15 protein-coding genes are annotated in these 15,753 nt (G+C 48.3%); 3 read left to right on the top strand and 12 right to left on the bottom strand.

Features of this window, described 5'->3' with window-relative positions; translation table 11 throughout:
* The 5 genes from lpxD to ACQY2W_RS03310 all read right to left on the bottom strand — a co-directional run bounded on the left by lpxD (nucleotide 1) and on the right by ACQY2W_RS03310 (nucleotide 5,589).
* Nucleotides 1-1,074: a UDP-3-O-(3-hydroxymyristoyl)glucosamine N-acyltransferase gene (gene lpxD, locus ACQY2W_RS03330; protein WP_428049360.1), complete on the bottom strand. Its 1,074-nt coding sequence runs from the start codon at nucleotides 1,072-1,074 to the stop codon at nucleotides 1-3.
* Nucleotides 1,075-1,086: 12 nt separating this feature from the next.
* Nucleotides 1,087-1,971: a hypothetical protein gene (locus ACQY2W_RS03325; protein WP_428049358.1), complete on the bottom strand. Its 885-nt coding sequence runs from the start codon at nucleotides 1,969-1,971 to the stop codon at nucleotides 1,087-1,089.
* 7 nt (nucleotides 1,972-1,978) lie between these two features.
* Nucleotides 1,979-4,330 carry an outer membrane protein assembly factor BamA gene (gene bamA, locus ACQY2W_RS03320; protein WP_428049356.1) on the bottom strand — a complete coding sequence of 784 codons (2,352 nt, stop codon included), beginning with the start codon at nucleotides 4,328-4,330 and terminating at the stop codon, nucleotides 1,979-1,981.
* Between the two features lie 60 nt (nucleotides 4,331-4,390).
* A complete protein-coding gene (rpmB, locus tag ACQY2W_RS03315; RefSeq protein ID WP_428049354.1) occupies nucleotides 4,391-4,585 on the bottom strand; it encodes a 50S ribosomal protein L28 in 195 nt (64 codons plus the stop codon).
* 68 nt (nucleotides 4,586-4,653) lie between these two features.
* On the bottom strand, nucleotides 4,654-5,589 hold the full coding sequence (locus ACQY2W_RS03310) for a TerC family protein (RefSeq protein WP_428049352.1): 936 nt from the start codon (nucleotides 5,587-5,589) through the stop codon (nucleotides 4,654-4,656).
* 417 nt (nucleotides 5,590-6,006) lie between these two features.
* Between ACQY2W_RS03310 and ACQY2W_RS03305 the strand changes: the two genes are divergently transcribed.
* Nucleotides 6,007-6,591, top strand: coding sequence for a type IV pilin protein (locus ACQY2W_RS03305; RefSeq protein ID WP_428049350.1), 585 nt, complete (start codon nucleotides 6,007-6,009; stop codon nucleotides 6,589-6,591).
* Between the two features lie 3 nt (nucleotides 6,592-6,594).
* Here the strand turns inward: ACQY2W_RS03305 and ACQY2W_RS03300 are convergent, their stop codons facing one another.
* A complete protein-coding gene (locus ACQY2W_RS03300) occupies nucleotides 6,595-7,803 on the bottom strand; it encodes a phosphopentomutase (protein WP_428049348.1) in 1,209 nt (402 codons plus the stop codon).
* 96 nt (nucleotides 7,804-7,899) lie between these two features.
* Here ACQY2W_RS03300 and ACQY2W_RS03295 point away from each other — a divergent pair, with 96 nt between their 5' ends.
* Entirely contained in the window at nucleotides 7,900-8,421 is a 522-nt protein-coding gene (locus ACQY2W_RS03295; RefSeq protein WP_428049346.1) for a hypothetical protein, read from the top strand.
* A 7-nt stretch (nucleotides 8,422-8,428) separates the two neighbouring features.
* A complete protein-coding gene (locus ACQY2W_RS03290) occupies nucleotides 8,429-10,654 on the top strand; it encodes a putative bifunctional diguanylate cyclase/phosphodiesterase (protein ID WP_428049344.1) in 2,226 nt (741 codons plus the stop codon).
* An 88-nt stretch (nucleotides 10,655-10,742) separates the two neighbouring features.
* On the opposite strand, the gene ACQY2W_RS03285 is transcribed toward ACQY2W_RS03290, so the two are convergent.
* From ACQY2W_RS03285 to ACQY2W_RS03260, 6 genes are read right to left on the bottom strand one after another with little or no spacing between them, the layout of a single operon-like run.
* Nucleotides 10,743-11,717 carry a tetratricopeptide repeat protein gene (locus tag ACQY2W_RS03285; RefSeq protein WP_428049342.1) on the bottom strand — a complete coding sequence of 325 codons (975 nt, stop codon included), beginning with the start codon at nucleotides 11,715-11,717 and terminating at the stop codon, nucleotides 10,743-10,745.
* Complete coding sequence (locus ACQY2W_RS03280) at nucleotides 11,698-12,657, bottom strand: patatin-like phospholipase family protein (protein WP_428049340.1); 960 nt, start codon at nucleotides 12,655-12,657, stop codon at nucleotides 11,698-11,700. The genes ACQY2W_RS03285 and ACQY2W_RS03280 overlap by 20 nt, the downstream gene beginning before the upstream one ends.
* Entirely contained in the window at nucleotides 12,657-13,958 is a 1,302-nt protein-coding gene (locus ACQY2W_RS03275) for a TolC family protein (protein WP_428049338.1), read from the bottom strand. Before ACQY2W_RS03275 ends, ACQY2W_RS03280 begins: the two co-directional genes overlap by 1 nt.
* Nucleotides 13,958-14,413, bottom strand: a complete 456-nt coding sequence (locus ACQY2W_RS03270; protein WP_428049336.1) for a HAMP domain-containing protein — start codon at nucleotides 14,411-14,413, stop codon at nucleotides 13,958-13,960. Before ACQY2W_RS03270 ends, ACQY2W_RS03275 begins: the two co-directional genes overlap by 1 nt.
* Before the next feature lie 8 nt (nucleotides 14,414-14,421).
* Complete coding sequence (locus tag ACQY2W_RS03265; protein WP_428049334.1) at nucleotides 14,422-15,153, bottom strand: hypothetical protein; 732 nt, start codon at nucleotides 15,151-15,153, stop codon at nucleotides 14,422-14,424.
* Between the two features lie 8 nt (nucleotides 15,154-15,161).
* On the bottom strand, nucleotides 15,162-15,716 hold the full coding sequence (locus ACQY2W_RS03260) for a hypothetical protein (RefSeq protein WP_428049332.1): 555 nt from the start codon (nucleotides 15,714-15,716) through the stop codon (nucleotides 15,162-15,164).
* Nucleotides 15,717-15,753: the final 37 nt, after the last annotated feature.

The raw sequence follows: 15,753 nt of genomic DNA, 5'->3' as shown, positions 1-15,753 counted from the left end.
TTAACGCCCCATTAGTTTTTTAAGTTTGCCCCAAAAGGACAGTTTTTTCATTTGTTCGGTTTCTTTTTTAAATTGTTGAAATTCTTTGTACATCTCGGGCAATTTGCGCATGATAGCCATTTGTTTAAAGGCCTCTTTTTGCGGCATAGCCGGAAAGCCGAAATACGTTTTTCCGGCGGGCACATCGCCCATGACACCCGATTGGGCGCCGATTTGGGCGCGGTCACCTACTTTCATATGTCCGGCAAGACCCACTTGCCCGGCCAAAATCACGCCGTTGCCGATATCGGTTGTGCCCGCAATGCCGACTTGCGCGCAGCAAATGCTGCTTTGGCCGATGCGTACGTTGTGCCCCACTTGGACTAAATTGTCCAGTTTGGTATTGTCGCCAATAACAGTACTGGCGATTTTGGCGCGGTCCACGCACGTGTTGGCTTGAATTTCCACATCATTACCCAATACCACGTTACCCACTTGCGGGATTTTTTGGTGGCGTCCGTCGTGAAACGTAAACCCGAAACCGTCCGCGCCGATGCGCGCACCGGGTTGCAAAATCACATAATCTTTTAAAATACAGTCTTCGCGGATAACTACTTGCGGATAGATGTAACAATGTTTGCCGATCGTTACGTCTTTGCCAATGTAGCATTGCGGGAAAATCACGGTGTCATCGCCAATGGTAACGCCGTCTTCAATGACGCTGTACGCGCCGACCGATACGTTTTGCCCCAGCTTGGCTTTGGGGCTGATAACGGCCGTCGGGTGGATGCCCGGCGTATGTTTGGGGCGCGCGGCGTCTAGGTGTTTTAAGAGTAAAATAAACGACCATTCCGGGTCTTTGGCGAATAAAAGTTCGCCCGCAAAAGGCAGTTTTTCCGTTTTGGCTTGTTGCGGTACGATGAGTGCAGAGGCCTTAAGCCCGGCAAGCAATTCTTTTTTATCTAACGAAGTAATGTAGCAAATGCCGCCGGGTTGCGCATCGTCCAAGGCGCACACGCGGGTAATGACGGTATCGGGTTTGCCGGCCGTTTCCGCTCCGGTAATTTGGGCAATTTCTTGTAAAGTTAGTTGCATAATTTCTCCTTATTATTTACCGCGTTTGCGGTATTTTTTGGCCTTTTTAAGCCGGTTGACAAAATCTTGCGTTACGTTTACCGGTTTTTCACCGTATAAAATTTCGTCTTTACGTACAATGGCTCCAATGTTGCGCTTTTTGGCAAACGACTTAATTTCTTTGTAAATATCTTGCAAAATTTCGGCGACTTCCTGTTTTTCTAACTGTAAAATTTCTTCGCGGGTGGTGTATTTATAGTTATCTATAAAAAAACTGCGTTCTTCAATTATCCGTTTGTTTTGTGCAATACGTGCGGTAATATCTTCCAAACGGGCGGGCGTATTAAGCGGGCTGGCCGATAATACTTCCGCTTGCGCAAACGTCAGACGGTTGAGCAAATTGTTTAGCACAAGCGTATCTGCCGGCTCTTCAATGCGGGGTAGCAGCGGGTGCGGCTCTATCACAATGCGTTCGTAAAAAGGTTTAATCTCCCGCCCTTGCGCGGTGAGGATAGCATTTTCGCGCGCGCGCAGTTCTATTTCTTCTTTGGCGCGGGCCACTTCGTCTTCTTTGGCTAAAATTTTCTCGCGGATTTGTTCTTTAACGGCAATCGTGCGCGGATGTTCGTTAAAGGCCACGTCTATATCTATAAATGCCACGGTCAGGCATTGCATCGGTTTGCCGGTTGTTTCTTCTTGCGGAGTTTCTTGTTCGGTTTGTGCAGGAGCGGGAGTTTCTTCGGCCTTTTCCTGCTGTTTGGCTTGGGCGTCCTCTTGGGCTTGTTTAGCTTGGTTGGCCAGTAACGCCGCTACGGCGGCAGCTTCCTCTTTAGAAAGCGTATCTGCGCTCACGGGTTCTTGCGCAGTGGCAAGCCCAACTGGAAACAGCAGTAGTACAAATACCCAACTTTTTTTCATACCTCTCCTACATCATATTTGAGATGTTGAAGTAGAAATGGGAACGGTCCTCTCCCGGGCGGTGATTGAGGCCGTATCCCCAATCTATGCGGATCGGCAAGGAGGGCGTCGTAAAACGCAAGCCCACACCGACGCCGGCCTTAAATTCTTTTTCTTCCGGCCCGAGTTTAAATTCCAAATCGTCAAAATGGTTCCACGAGTTGCCTAGGTCAAAGAAGAAGGCAAACTGTGCCATGTTGCGCCGTCCTTCACGCGCTAAAGGAAAGCGCAGCTCGGCGTTCATCACATAGTACATGTCCGAGCCGTATTGCGGGCCAATTTCGCCGGCGCGTTCGTAGCCGCGGATCGTATCGGCACCGCCTAAGAAGTATTTTTCGTAAGGGGGCACTTCGTGGGTGCGGCCGTATCCCTGTACGGAGCCGAATTTATTAGACAATACAAATACCACGGGGTAATTACCGCCAATGTTGAGTACGGTGTGGTTGAAAATAGAACGTGCGGTTAAATACCACAAATCTAAATCGCCGCCGATCGGTCCGCCGGCTAAGGATACCCCTAACGAGTTGCGCCACCCGGTGGTGGGGTCCCACATATTGTCGCGGGTATCAATGGCAAAGTCTATGCTAAAGGTAGATAAGTCGGTTTTGCCCTCGGCCAAGCAATTGGGGCCGGAGGTACCGGGCGGGCATTTATACGGATCGTCTACGTCGTAAATATCAATGTTTTCTAACGAATATCCCAACGAGAGTTGGTAAATATCGTCGTTAAAACGCGGACCGACTTTGACGCGTCCGCCGATGCGTTTTTCGGTATATGCTTGGTTATCGGTAGAGAAAGCGCGGTAGCGGCGGGTATTGAATAAATCTACTCCCAGCGAGGTGGGTTTATCGTATATCCACGGGGTGTACCAGCTGACGGTATAGTCCAAAATTTCTTTACCGAATAAAGTGCGCAAAGACAACCGTTGCGCCCGCCCGAACAAGTTCAGGTGGTTAATGGATAATTCGCCGTACAGACCGTCCATGGAGCTCATGGCAAGCCCGGCAGTAAACATGCCGGGGCGGCCTTCGCTGATGTCAAAATCAAGGTCCACTTTTTGCGGGTCGGCGGTGGGTTGCAAGTCAATTTTGACGTCGTTAATAAACCCTAAATTCATAATTTTGGTTTGACTGCGGCGAATTTTGGCGTTGTCGTACAGATCGCCGGGGTGGACCGTCAGCTCGCGCGTAAAGACGTATTTTTTGGTGTCGTGGTAGCCCGATACATCCACATGGTCTATATAGAAGATGTGGCCCTCGGAAATATCAAACGTCAAATTGAGTTTGCCGTTTTCAATTTTTTTCACGGGTTCTACGCGCGCTTGTAAATACCCTTTGTTGGCGTATTGTTCTTGGATAGCGGCGACAGTATCGTCAAAATCTTTTTGGTTGTAGAGGTGTCCCTCGCGGAAGAACACTTGTTCTTTCAGTTCTTCGGGTGTAAAGACGTTGTTACCCTCAAATTGTACCGTGCCGAAATCTACTTTTTCGCCTTCGGTTACGTTGTAGACAATGTTGGCTTGGGCTTGTTCGTCGTTAAACGATACTTGCGGTTGGGTCAAATTAAATTCGCTATACCCTTTGTTACGGCCGTAGAGCATCATTTTGACCCAGTCGCGCTGTAAGTTTTGCGGTTTAAAAACTTTGCCCGGGCGGTTGGAAGATTTTTTAATAATTTTTTGGGCAGGCAGTTCGGTGGCACCATTGATAGTTACATCGCCCACGCGCACGCGTTGTCCCTCGTCAATAATGAGCTTGACATACACGACATTTAATTTTTCGTCGTTAGTAAGTTCGTAGGAAATTTGTGCGTTGATGTATCCTTTTTCGGCGTATTTGGTTTTGATGTGATCTAAATCGGCTTGCAGTTTTGTTTCGTTGAAAGGGTCCTTGATTTTGAGCGTCATGGCTTGGGTAATGGCGCCCTTGCCCAAATGTTTGCGCCCTTCGTAAGACAGGTGGTCAAAGATCGGTTTTTCTTGAACGATGTACGTTAAGCGGTGGCAGGGCTCTGCGTCGCCCTCTTTGCTTTTGCGGGTTCCTTTTTCCGGCGAGATATCAATTTCCACGCTGTTAAAACTGCCCAGCGCGGAAATGGATTGGATATCTTCGGATACTTGGGCCATTTCATAGAGCTCGCCTTTTTTGGCACTGGCGTGTTTGGTAACGGTTTTGGCGCGGATATTTTTATTACCTTTAACAGCAATATGACAAATCATCCACGGCCCGTTGGGATCAATTTCCGTGGGTACACTTTCTTGCGCGCGCGCGTAAGAGAAAAGGGCCAAAAGGCCTAGTATCAAAACAGCGGTTTTTTTCAAAACATTCTCCTTGCAAAAAGCCCGCACTTAGACAGCGCGGGCGGTACAGTTAAAGTTGAATTATTTGGTCGGTCTTTGAGCTTTACCGCTTTTGATGCAGTTAGCGCACACATACGCGGTTTGCGTTTTGCCTTCTAAGACAACTTTTTGTTTTTGCAAGTTCGGTTTGAACGAGCGTTTAGTTCTCATGTTGGAGTGGCTGTACGAGCCGCCGGACACCGGGGCTTTGCCACAAATTGCACATTTATACGCCATAATATCCTTCCTTATATGAAATAAATTTGGTTACTATATTCTAGTAAATAATTAGGCGGCTGTCCAGTTTAAGCCGTTTTCGGGGGGAAAAACTTGCTGGCCAGCACCGACAGCGCCAAAATGCTTACAATGATGCCTAACGATAATACCACCGGCACATGTATAAAGTGCGAAAGTGACATTTTTACGCCCACGAAAAATAAAATAACCGATATGCCGTATTTAAGATACGGGAATTTGCCCGCCATGCCGGAAAGCAAGAAATACAGCGAACGCAACCCGATAATCGCAAAAATGTTAGACGAATAAACCAAAAACGTATCTTGCGTAATAGACAGCACGGCCGGGATAGAGTCCACCGCGAAAATCAAGTCGGACATTTCTATCACGACCACCGCGGCCAACAGCGGCGTAGCAAAGCGTTTGGCGTTTTCCACTACAAAGAAATTTTCGCCGTGGTAATCGGTTTTTAAGGGGAAGAACTTTTGCAAAATTTTTAAAGCGGCGGAGTTTTGCGGATCAAACTTATCGTCGTCTTTTTGCAAGAGCATTTTAAGCGCGGTAAAAATTAACAGCGCGCCGAACACGTAAATCGTCCACGAAAAAAGCGAAATGAGTTTTACACCTAAGAAGATAAATAAAAACCGCAACACTACCGCGCCGAGTACACCCCACAACAGGGCTTTGGGTTGCAACGCGTGCGGGATAGCAAAGTAACTGAAAATGAGGATAAACACAAACATATTATCCACCGACAGCGAATATTCCAGCACATACCCCGTGTAAAATTCCAACGCGTGGCGCGGCCCCTCCAACAACCAAATCGCTCCGCCGAACACAAGCGCCAGCGACACCCACGCACACACCATTAGCCCGGCCTCTTTCAAGCTGACTTTGCCGTGGTGTTTATTTAAAACGGTTAAATCTACGAACAGCGCGGCGAGTACGACTACCCAAAACGCGATCCATAAACCGATAGATACAGATGTAGAAACAGGTTCCATAATCTAAATTATATCATTTTGCACAACTTTTCCCTCGCCCCTTGCCAGGTAGGGTGCCGCGCCTCTCTCTTTCATCCCTCGCCCCTTGCGTGAGGTCCTCGCCGGACGGGCAAAAGGCCGGGTGAGGGGTATACAAAGAGAAGGGTATAACAGACCAAGGAAATAGCTTTATTGATAACCCCTCATCGGTTTGTTCGGACGTTGTCCGCCAAACCACTTCCCCCGCAAGGGGGGAAGTCAAACGACGTAGTTTTTCTGCTGATCCCTAACAATGCAACACCGCACAAACAGTGTGGCTCCAATTAAGTGAAAGTTGACTCCCAAAATGCCTGCCCCCGGCAAGGGGGTTGACATCGTTTTTTTTTTTGCTACATTTTATTTAATGGTAAAAGGAGGTTGTATGATGTAGGTCAGGCTATGCCTGACGTCAAACAAGGAAAGATGTTTCTGCCGAAACATTGTCAGGTGAAACCTGACCTACATAAAGGTTTCACGCTTATTGAGTTATTAGTCGTTGTGTTAATCATCGGCATTTTAGCGGCGGTGGCGGTGCCGCAATACCAAAAAGCGGTGTGGAAAAGTCGCGCGGCCAATATGCGGACATTGATGAGCAGTGTGGCTCAAGCGGCCAATGCGTATATTTTGGCCAACGGCGAAAGTCCTACTTCATTTGGTGAATTGGCCGTGGATGTGGATAACTTAACAGCGGGAAATACGCCTCCGTTGGGCGGGACGTATTGGCCGGCCGGTATTACCCCTACCGATTGGGTGCGCTATAACGATCAATTTGAACTTCTCTTAAGCGGTGGAAACGTTATTGCCCACTTTATAACCGGGAAATATAAATATTGCGGGTTAATGGTATCGTATTCAACGGGAGAGTGGAAATGCCGGGAGTGGGTTGGCTCTTATTCGGGCGATCCCGGTAGTTTTTGTCAAAAAGTAATGGGTTCCGGTCCGTTAGCGGAAACGAAAGGATCTATTCGTTTTTACCCGATGTAAATATTACTTATCCAAAAAACTGGTGCCTACGTTTAACGGCGGTAAGTTGAAATAATCGGCCAGCGTTTGCCCCAGATCCGCATATGTGGCGCGCCCGCCGATAAATTGCGGTTGCACGTTTTTGCCAAACATAATGACCGGCACGTGTTCGCGCGTGTGATCGGTACCTTTATAGGTCGGGTCGCACCCGTGGTCCGCCGTGATAAACACAAGGTCTTCATCTTTCAGTTGTGCGGCCAGTTCGGGCAGGCGCGTGTCAAAATATTCTAACCCTTTGGCGTAACCCTCTACGTCGCGGCGGTGGCCCCAGGTCATATCAAAATCTACAAAGTTCGTAAATACCAAACTAAATTTAGGAGCGAGGGCCGCTTCGTGCAATGTGACGTTCCACAGTTCCTCCAAGCCCGAGGCCTTAACCGCTTTGGTAATGCCTTGTTTGGCAAAAATATCGTTAATTTTTCCGACAGAAATGACACTTCCGCCCGCATTTTTAATAACGTCTAATACCGTCGGACGGGGCGGCTTGACGGAATAATCGTGCCGGTTTTTGGTGCGTTTAAATTCGCCTTTTCTCTCGCCCTCAAACGGACGGGCAATTACGCGTGCAATGTTGTAGGGTTTGACATATTTAAATGCAATTTCGCACACTTCATATAATTTATCTAACCCGAAATGTTTTTCGTGCGCGGCAATTTGAAACACGCTGTCTGCCGACGTGTAACAAATCGGTTTTCCGGTACGGATATGCTCTTCGCCCAGTTCGTCAATAATTTCCGTGCCGGACGCGGCTTTATTACCTAAAATGCCGGGGATACCGCCCGCCAGACAAATTTTATCTACCAATTCCGGCGGAAAAGAGGGATAATCGGGCTTAAAGTATCCCCAATCAAAATCAACCGGACAACCCGCCATTTCCCAATGGCCCGACGACGTATCTTTGCCGCGGCTGATTTCGCGCATGAAACCGTATTTAGAGGGTAAATTTAGTTGTGCTGCCGTTTGCGGACCGGTGAACACATTTTTACCCGTGGACGCTTTGGCCGCTTTTAAAAGCCCGAGAGCCGTTAAGTTAGGAATATTTAAGTGCCCGCGTGTAGCGGCAATGTGTCCTAAGGTATCAGCTCCCGCATCGTTAAACTTGGCGGCGTCTTCGGCATTGCCGATGCCAAATGAATCCATCATCAAAATTACTGCACGTCCTTTACGAGTCATAACCCCTCCCGGTATTTCCTTTATTATACCGAAAAACCGGCAAAAACGTCTATCAAAAATAGCGGTAAAATGGTATTATGTAGGCAAGGAGCCCGTATGAAACAACCTTATATCAATATGCGTAATTTTTGGTTGGATATTAAAAACTTGGAAAACCGCAAAGGCATTGTGTCGTTGGGGCCGGACCGTATCGCCGTGGCCGGGGTAGAAATGGCACTGGCGGACGGATCACACCGCAAACATCTTTTTTTGGCTACTAATTCGCTCGGAGACAGTAGCCTTTATTTTGAAAATAACAGCCCCAGCGGTTTGGGCGGTCAAATTGCCGGACACGATAACGAAGCTTTGCAAACGGCGGCCGCGCGTATGTTGGCGCACGCCAGTAAATTAACGGCTCAAATGGAGTCGTTGCCGGCCGGCTCGCCGTTGCCCGCACCGAGCGCACCGGGACAGGTGCGGTTGTTTGCCGTGTCTGATGAAAAATTATTTCATATAGAATTAAACGAAGAAGAAGTGCGTAACCCGGAACACCCGTTTTATCCGTTTTTTGCTTATTCCCAACAAGTGTTAGGGTGCTTTCGGGAACAAACGGTGGAAAAAACACCGGGAAAAGCGTGAGGATATCATGAAACGTATTTCGCGGGTAGGACTGGTTGCCTTGTTTTTAGTAGTGATTGCCGGCTTGACGGCCGGGGTGACGTTCTACGGGCATTACGTAAGTAACCTGTTGGAAGAAGACGAAGTGGCCAACATCATGGCGGCCGCCGGAGAAACCGCCGAAAGTTTTACCCGCGCCCTTGAAGCCGACCAACGCATTGTGGATACGATTGCCATTACGGCGCAGACCAATTATCCGTGGGACAGCCCGCGTAAATTGGAACGCTTCTTACATCTGCAAGTCAAATACAACGAGTTTGAAAATTTAGGTATTATTCCGTTGCACGGTTCGGCGTTGCTGGCCCGGCCCGATAAACTGGACGCCGGTTGGCAACAAAGCACCTTACTTACTACGTTGGAAAAAGATACCTTTACATCTTCCCGGCAGATTGATTCTATCAGCAAACGCCCGGTATTTGTGCAGGCTGCTTCGTTGCACAACGGTATGGAGCCCGTCGGTGCGTTGTTTGCGCTCATTCCTACGGAGCGTTACCGCGCGCTACTCACCCTTTCTTCGCTGGGGGAAAACGGGTTGGCTATTGTGATTTCCCGCGACGGACAAGTGCAAGCCGCCGGGTGGCCCTTTCAGGCCGACAATGTATTTGACATACTTGCCAAAGCAAAGTTTCCAAAAGGCAAAAACTTTCAAACCTTGCGCGACCAGATCCAAGCCGGAGAAGATACCTTTGTGCGTTACCAATTAGACGGACAATACCGCTTGTTGCACGGTATTGCCATGACCGTAAACGATTGGTATTTGCTCACGATTTTACCCATAGATTCTATTCAAGCACAAGCCCAACAGGTTACGTGGGCCTCGCTGGGTTTGTTTGTGGTTTTATTTGTACTGTTTGGGATGTTGGGGTTGTACGTATTATTCTTGCGCATGTACAGCAACCGGCAATTATTTAAAACCGCCTTTGTGGATTCGCTGACGGGAACGGATAATTTAAACAGGATGACGTTACAGTTTCACAAGCGTTTGCGCGCGTTAAACGGGCAAGCGGCGTTGGTTATTTTTGACATTTTGAAATTTAAAGCCATCAATGATATGTTGGGTTACGAGCAAGGCAATTTAGTGTTACAGCGTGCGGCCAATTTGTTTAAGGAAAACTTACGTACAAACGAATTTATTTGCCGCAACTTTGCCGATAACTTTGTGCTTTTGTTGTCGTTCACCGACCGGCGTGAATTGCGTGCGCGGCTGATGGATTTATTAACGCTGATCCGCCGCGATTGCACGGCGATTGATTCATGTGTGATGGTGGACGGTGTGTTCGGTGTGTATGAAGTGGAAGAAAATGTGCCGTTTTATATTGCGTTGGACCGGGCCCGTTTTGCGTTAGAAAATGCTAAAAATTCTTCCAAAGAATCTATCCGGTTTTACGACGAAAAAGACCGCCACCGTTTGTTGCAGGAGCGGCAACTGGAAAGTATTATGGAACAGGCCCTTGCGGACGGCTCGTTTGCGCTGATGTTACAACCTAAATTTAATTTCCAAACCGGCAAAATGGAAGGGGCCGAGGCCCTGGTGCGATGGAATCAGGCAGATCGCGGACTTATCCGCCCCGACGATTTTATCCCGCTTTTTGAGCGTAACGGATTTATTTTAAAACTGGATATGTTTATCTTGGAGCAAGCCGTTAAGTTCTTGGCTAAATGGCGTAGCGACGGCAAACAACAAGTGCCCATAGCGGTCAATTTTTCGCGCTTGCACTTAAACGATTCGCGCTATATCCCGCAGATGACCCGCATTGTGGACGAGTACGATGTGCCGCACCGCTTGATTGAAGTAGAGTTGACCGAAAGCGTTATTTTAAATAACCACGAGCTGGCCCAAAACGTCGTACGCGGGCTGCATAATAAAGGATTCTCGGTGGCGATGGATGATTTCGGCTCGGGTTATTCGTCACTTAACGTGCTTAAAAACTTACGTTTTGATACGATCAAACTGGATAAAGAATTTGTCAGCGGTTGCGAACAAAACCCCACCGCGCGCAAGGTGGTCCAAGGGGCCGTGGAAATGATTAAAGCCATTGACGCTAAAGTGGTGGCCGAAGGAGTGGAAACCGCCGAACAAGCCGAGTTCCTGCGCCGTATCGGATGTGATTTAGCGCAAGGGTATTACTTCTCGCGTCCGGTTCCGGTAGAGGAATTTGAAAAACTGCTCACCCCCGCCCCTAGCGAAGAATAAAAAGCATACTTGTTTATTATAAAAACGCACCCAACCATGTGTTAGGTGCGTTTTTTGGAGGTTTTGTAAAGCGGGTCGTTAGAGGCGGTTATTTTTCTTGGGCCAGTTGTTTGGCTACTTGACCGACAAACGAGTTGGGTTGCGTTTGCAGTTCGTGCGCGATTTGTGCAAATTGTTTTTTAGCCGCAGCAGTTTTGCCTTGTTTTTGCCAGTTGAGTGCTTGCACTAACTGCGCTAAAGCGTTACCCGGCTGGCGATTTAAAATTTTTTGGATAATTTGTAGCGAAGCTTGATACCGGCCGGCTTCGTAGAGCCACAAGGCCTTTTGCGTAAGGAAATCGGTGCGCTCGGGGGCGAGCAAAATAGCTGTCTTTAAGTCCGCCAGTGCCTGCGGTAATTGGTGCATACCGCGGCGTGCTTCGGCACTGATGCGCCAAAAATCGGCGTTGGTGGGGTCTTGTTCTAAGGCAAGTGTAATGTGAATAAATGCCTGCTCATAGTTGCGTTCGCGCAAGAAAGTGCTTGCGTACCGTGCCCGGTAAAGCGGAGATACTGCGCCGGACAGCGCAAAAAAATCATTGTAGAACCGGCGCGCTTTAGAATAAAACCCAAGCGTGGTGTAGTTGACGGCTTGCCCGGCCAATGCCTCTGTATTGTTAGGTTCTTCGGTCAAGGCCCGTTCGTACATTTCAATAGAGCGGGTTGTTAAGCCATTTTCTTGATATAGCCGTCCGGCTTCTAACAGTAACGGTACATTTTTTGGGTGAAATTCTAACGCTTCCGAGTAAATTTCTAATGCACGTTCCGGCTTTTCAATTTGTTCATAACTGCGGCCCAACAAGCGGTAGGCACGGGCTTCGCGGCGTGCTACGTTTTTAGTTTTATAAATGTAATCGGTCAGTTGCGAAATAGCCGCTTGATAATTCCCGTCGGCGTATGCATCGCGTGCTTGGACGTATTCTTTGCGGTCATTTAGCGGGGCGAGCCCCAAAAAACCCGCCGAGCAACCCGTCAGCCATATTACGCAACTTAAAAAGATAGTTTTACGGTTTAAGCAAATCATTTAACGCAAAAAGCAAGATAGATTCTTGCAATTCCTCTAAGTGTTGGTGGGCTTCTACAATACCCACTTCGCCGGCTTTGTGCAATTTATTGAGTTCCAACGTGCCCACATCTAACACGCGGTTGGTTAATACGAAATTGGCTTTTTGGGCGGCTTCTTCAATCATAGCTGCGCCGCGCACATCGCCTACCCGCAGTAAATACGCTGCTACGGTTTTGGGCGTGGTGGAAAAAAAGTCCGGCGGCGTAACAGAGGCAATAATATAATCAGCCCCCATTTTACGTACCGATTCAACGGGTAAGTAATCTACCACCGCGCCGTCCACCAGTAACCGGTGGCGGTATGGCACGGGTTCAAATACGCCGGGTAAATTCATACTGGCACGCACGGCAATAGCTAGCGGGCCGGAGTCAAACATAATGCGCTCGCCGGTTTTGATATCCATGGCTGCGCAGGTAAACGGAATTTTTAAATCTTCAAATTGGATATCGCCTACTTGCTTTTGCACAAAATTAGCCATATTGGCAGAAGAAGGTAATTTTTTAGCAAATAAAAACCGCCACAGCCCCATGACGTTAAAATCGGGGGTAATGGTTTGCATAGTCAGGTGGGAGCTGATTTCCCACAGTTTCTCGGGCGGTAAGCCGCTGGCATATAAGGAACCGACGACCGCACCCATAGAAGTGCCGGAGATCATGTCTATCGGCACGCCGGCGTTGGTTAAGGCCTCTAGCGTGCCGACGTGCGCAAACCCGCGTACGCCGCCTGCCGATAAAGCCACCCCGATTTTAGGCCGCTTACCCGCGGGTTGTTCAATAAATTCTTGCCATAAAAAATTACGCAAAACATCGTCGTCTGTCCGTTCGGACAGCGCAAACGACGGCGCGGATACCAGCGCGGCTAATGTAAACAGTACCACGCGGCGTAGCATATTGGTCATTATAGGTCCTGTCCCACCGCCCACTCCAGTTGGGCTTTAGCAAGTTGGTTTTGGCGTATGGCATCCAGATAATTATACGCCGTTTTAGCATACGCATTTAAAGCTTCTAAGGGGACGATACCTTGTTTGACGCCGCTTTGCTGGGCTTTTTTAAATAGAGTAGTTAATTGGTTGAAACTGTCTTGGCGCAATAATACTTCGTCTTGCCAAAAGCGCATTTCCTCAAAACTGTGTGCCACTTCTACGCGGATAGCGTCCTCAATCCGGGCGCGGCGTAACGTGCTTTTTTGTTGTTCGGCTTTCTTTTGGGCAATTTGCGCCGAAAAATTATACGGCAAAGGTAAGCGGACGGCTAGTGATACTTGCTTGTTGGTATCTTCTAACGAATCGGTGCCGAGTTGTTCGTACGTGGCATTTAACAGGATATCGGGGTAGCGTTTGGAAAGAGCCAGGTCCAGAGAAAGGGAATCTAACTCCAATGCATAAATGGCTGTTTTTAATTCGGGGCGATATTCCATGGCCCGCAGATTAAGTTGGGCTAAATCCGCATCCAAGTGTACGGGGGAAAAATCGCCGGTAATGGAAAAATCGGCATTGGCTTCTTTATTTAAGCTAACTAGCATAGCCCGGCGGGCTTGCGCCAAGCGGCGGGTAGCTTCATGCTGGGCTGTTTGTAACTGGGCGAGCAAGCTTTGCACCCGCAATTGCGTCCACGTATCGCCGGACGGACGGGTGTTCCACGCAAGGGCTTTGTCCGTTAATTCTTGCATGAGTTGCTCATAGTGTTGGGCAAAAAGCAAATTATAAAAGGATGTTTTGATATCGCGTACGGTGGCATTTTTGACGGCTTCGTAGCGGCTTTGGGCTTGTTTTAAATTGGCGCGGGCGATTTTGAGTGTATTGCGGATACGTCCGCCGGAATAGAGGTATTGCGTAGCCGTAACACCGACCCCGAAAAATTGATCGTGTTTATCCGATGAAACTTGTCCGGGCAAAAAGCGGTTGGCTACCGAGTCCGAAAGGACCATGGGGTAATCTAAATCATACCAGGTGGCTGTGCCTTGTAAGGCAAATTGCGGCAAGAACAGAAATTTGGCTTCGTTTACTTTTTGCTCGGCGATGGAAATTTCCTGGCGGGCGGTTAAAAAGTCCGAATTGTTTTCCAATCCTAAACGGATGGCGTTTTCCAGCGATAGATTATCGTTAATCAAGCTGGAGAATTTAAGCCCATATTCCTTTTGGGCGTGAAGCGGGGCGGTGCATACGCCCACAAGCAGTAAAAAAAGACAGAGTTTTTTCATTAGGATTCTTTTTTATTTTTATTGATTTCTTCTTCTACGCGGTCCATCATGGCGTTAAAATCGTCTTGTAATTCCACAAACTGGTCGCCTTGGCGCAAGTGTACCCGTTGGGAAAAATCTCCCTTGGCAATTGCCTTGCATACCTGTTCAAAGCGGTACACCGGGCCGGCCATTTTGTGGGATAAAAACGCCGAAATCACCACAACAAATAACAAGTAAATCATAATTTTATAAAAGAAACTGGCGGCGATGTGGAAAAATTCGTCGTAGATAGGTTGCATGAGCACCGGGTGCGTGTCAAACAGTTCGCTTACCGTGGCGGTAAGTTCAAAAGTCATAATCGCCAGCCCGCACAGTACACTCAAAATGATGAGTACCATGTAGCGCAGTTGCAAACTTTTTTTAATAAAAATTGTATTGCGCCGGGTAGCTTTGACGGGTGTAGGTGTATTCATAGCTTCTCCTAAAAATTAGTTACGTAGCGGATTTGGATAATGCGTTCGCTTTCGCTGCCGCGGCCGATGCGGCGCACGGCTCCGTCCAACGCTAACGACGGGTGTAAATAAAACCGCATGCCGGCATTTAAACGCGAATCGCGGACGTTGCGGATGCTGTCCCACTCGGCGAACGTGCCGATTTGGTCGGTTAACCGGTAGAAAAGTCCGGCAAAGCCGTAGATTTCATCCCATTCAAAATCGGACACATTAGCTCCCGCGCTGGCATTTAGCCCCGGCACGATGATTTCGCGCGAGAACGTAATATAACCGCCTTTGCGGTTGTCCAAATATTTTTTAGTGCGAGTATAGTGACGGTGATTGTCGTACCCGTATCCGTAACGGCGGCCGTCGTAACCGATGGCGATAGCCGGCAAATATAAATTTCCGTCGTAAATTTTCCATTTTACCTGGAAATCCGGATTGAGCACCCGCACAGATGAGGAAGAACCGATTAGTTCATGCACCGCCAGCGACAACCCCAAATTGATGCGCGGATACACGCCGAAATCAATGGTTTCCATCAGTGTGCCATGGTCGTATGCGCGGGCCAAAAAAGAGGCCTGGTAACGGTCCAATACGTCGGCGGTAGGCACATCCAAAACGGCTGTTTCCAAGGTAATCGGGTCACCTTCAGCGGCGGTGGCAAACAGCGGGGCTATTAAACAAATACTCAGCAAGCTAATCAGTTTTAATTTCATAGTATTTCCTAGCGGATAAATGTGCGCACGTCTTTTACTTCCGGCGAAAGGATATAACGCACATTGTGCAGATAAATACTTTCGCGGGCAGGGTTAAAGTCGTTGCGGTCGCGCGGAAAAACAAGGTCTACAATATTTTTATCCGTGCGGGCCGTATTGCTAACAACACCCACGTGCCAGCGGTCGGTTTGTTCTTGGTCAAACGGTTCAACCGGATTGTGATAGTTGCGCAAAACGAGCATGCCGGTCAGTAATTTTTCGGCACCGACGGGCGCGGTTTTTAAAATGACGTGGGTGGTCCATACGGTTTGTCCTTTGCAAGGGCCGTTGACAAAATATACTTTATAGCGCGGGTCGTCATTAGACGGTGTTTTTTTCAGTTTGGCCAGTGAATATAAAGCGTACGGTTGATTTACGTTTTGGCAAGCCGCAAAAATATGTTTACTTAAAAAGACTTCGTAATCGTCGTTGGGGGTGCGGTTGTAGGGGGATTGTTTTTCCTCGTGGCAACCGGCCGCAAAAATAAAAGTAGAAAGCAGCAACAAGCCCAGTAATTTTTTCATACAAGGATCTCCTTTTTAGGCACGCGTAACGCGCGTG

The organism is Candidatus Avelusimicrobium caledoniensis, from assembly GCF_902756455.1.
Taxonomy (GTDB): domain Bacteria; phylum Elusimicrobiota; class Elusimicrobia; order Elusimicrobiales; family Elusimicrobiaceae; genus Avelusimicrobium; species Avelusimicrobium caledoniense.
This window is presented reverse-complemented; position numbering and strand designations above follow the sequence as displayed.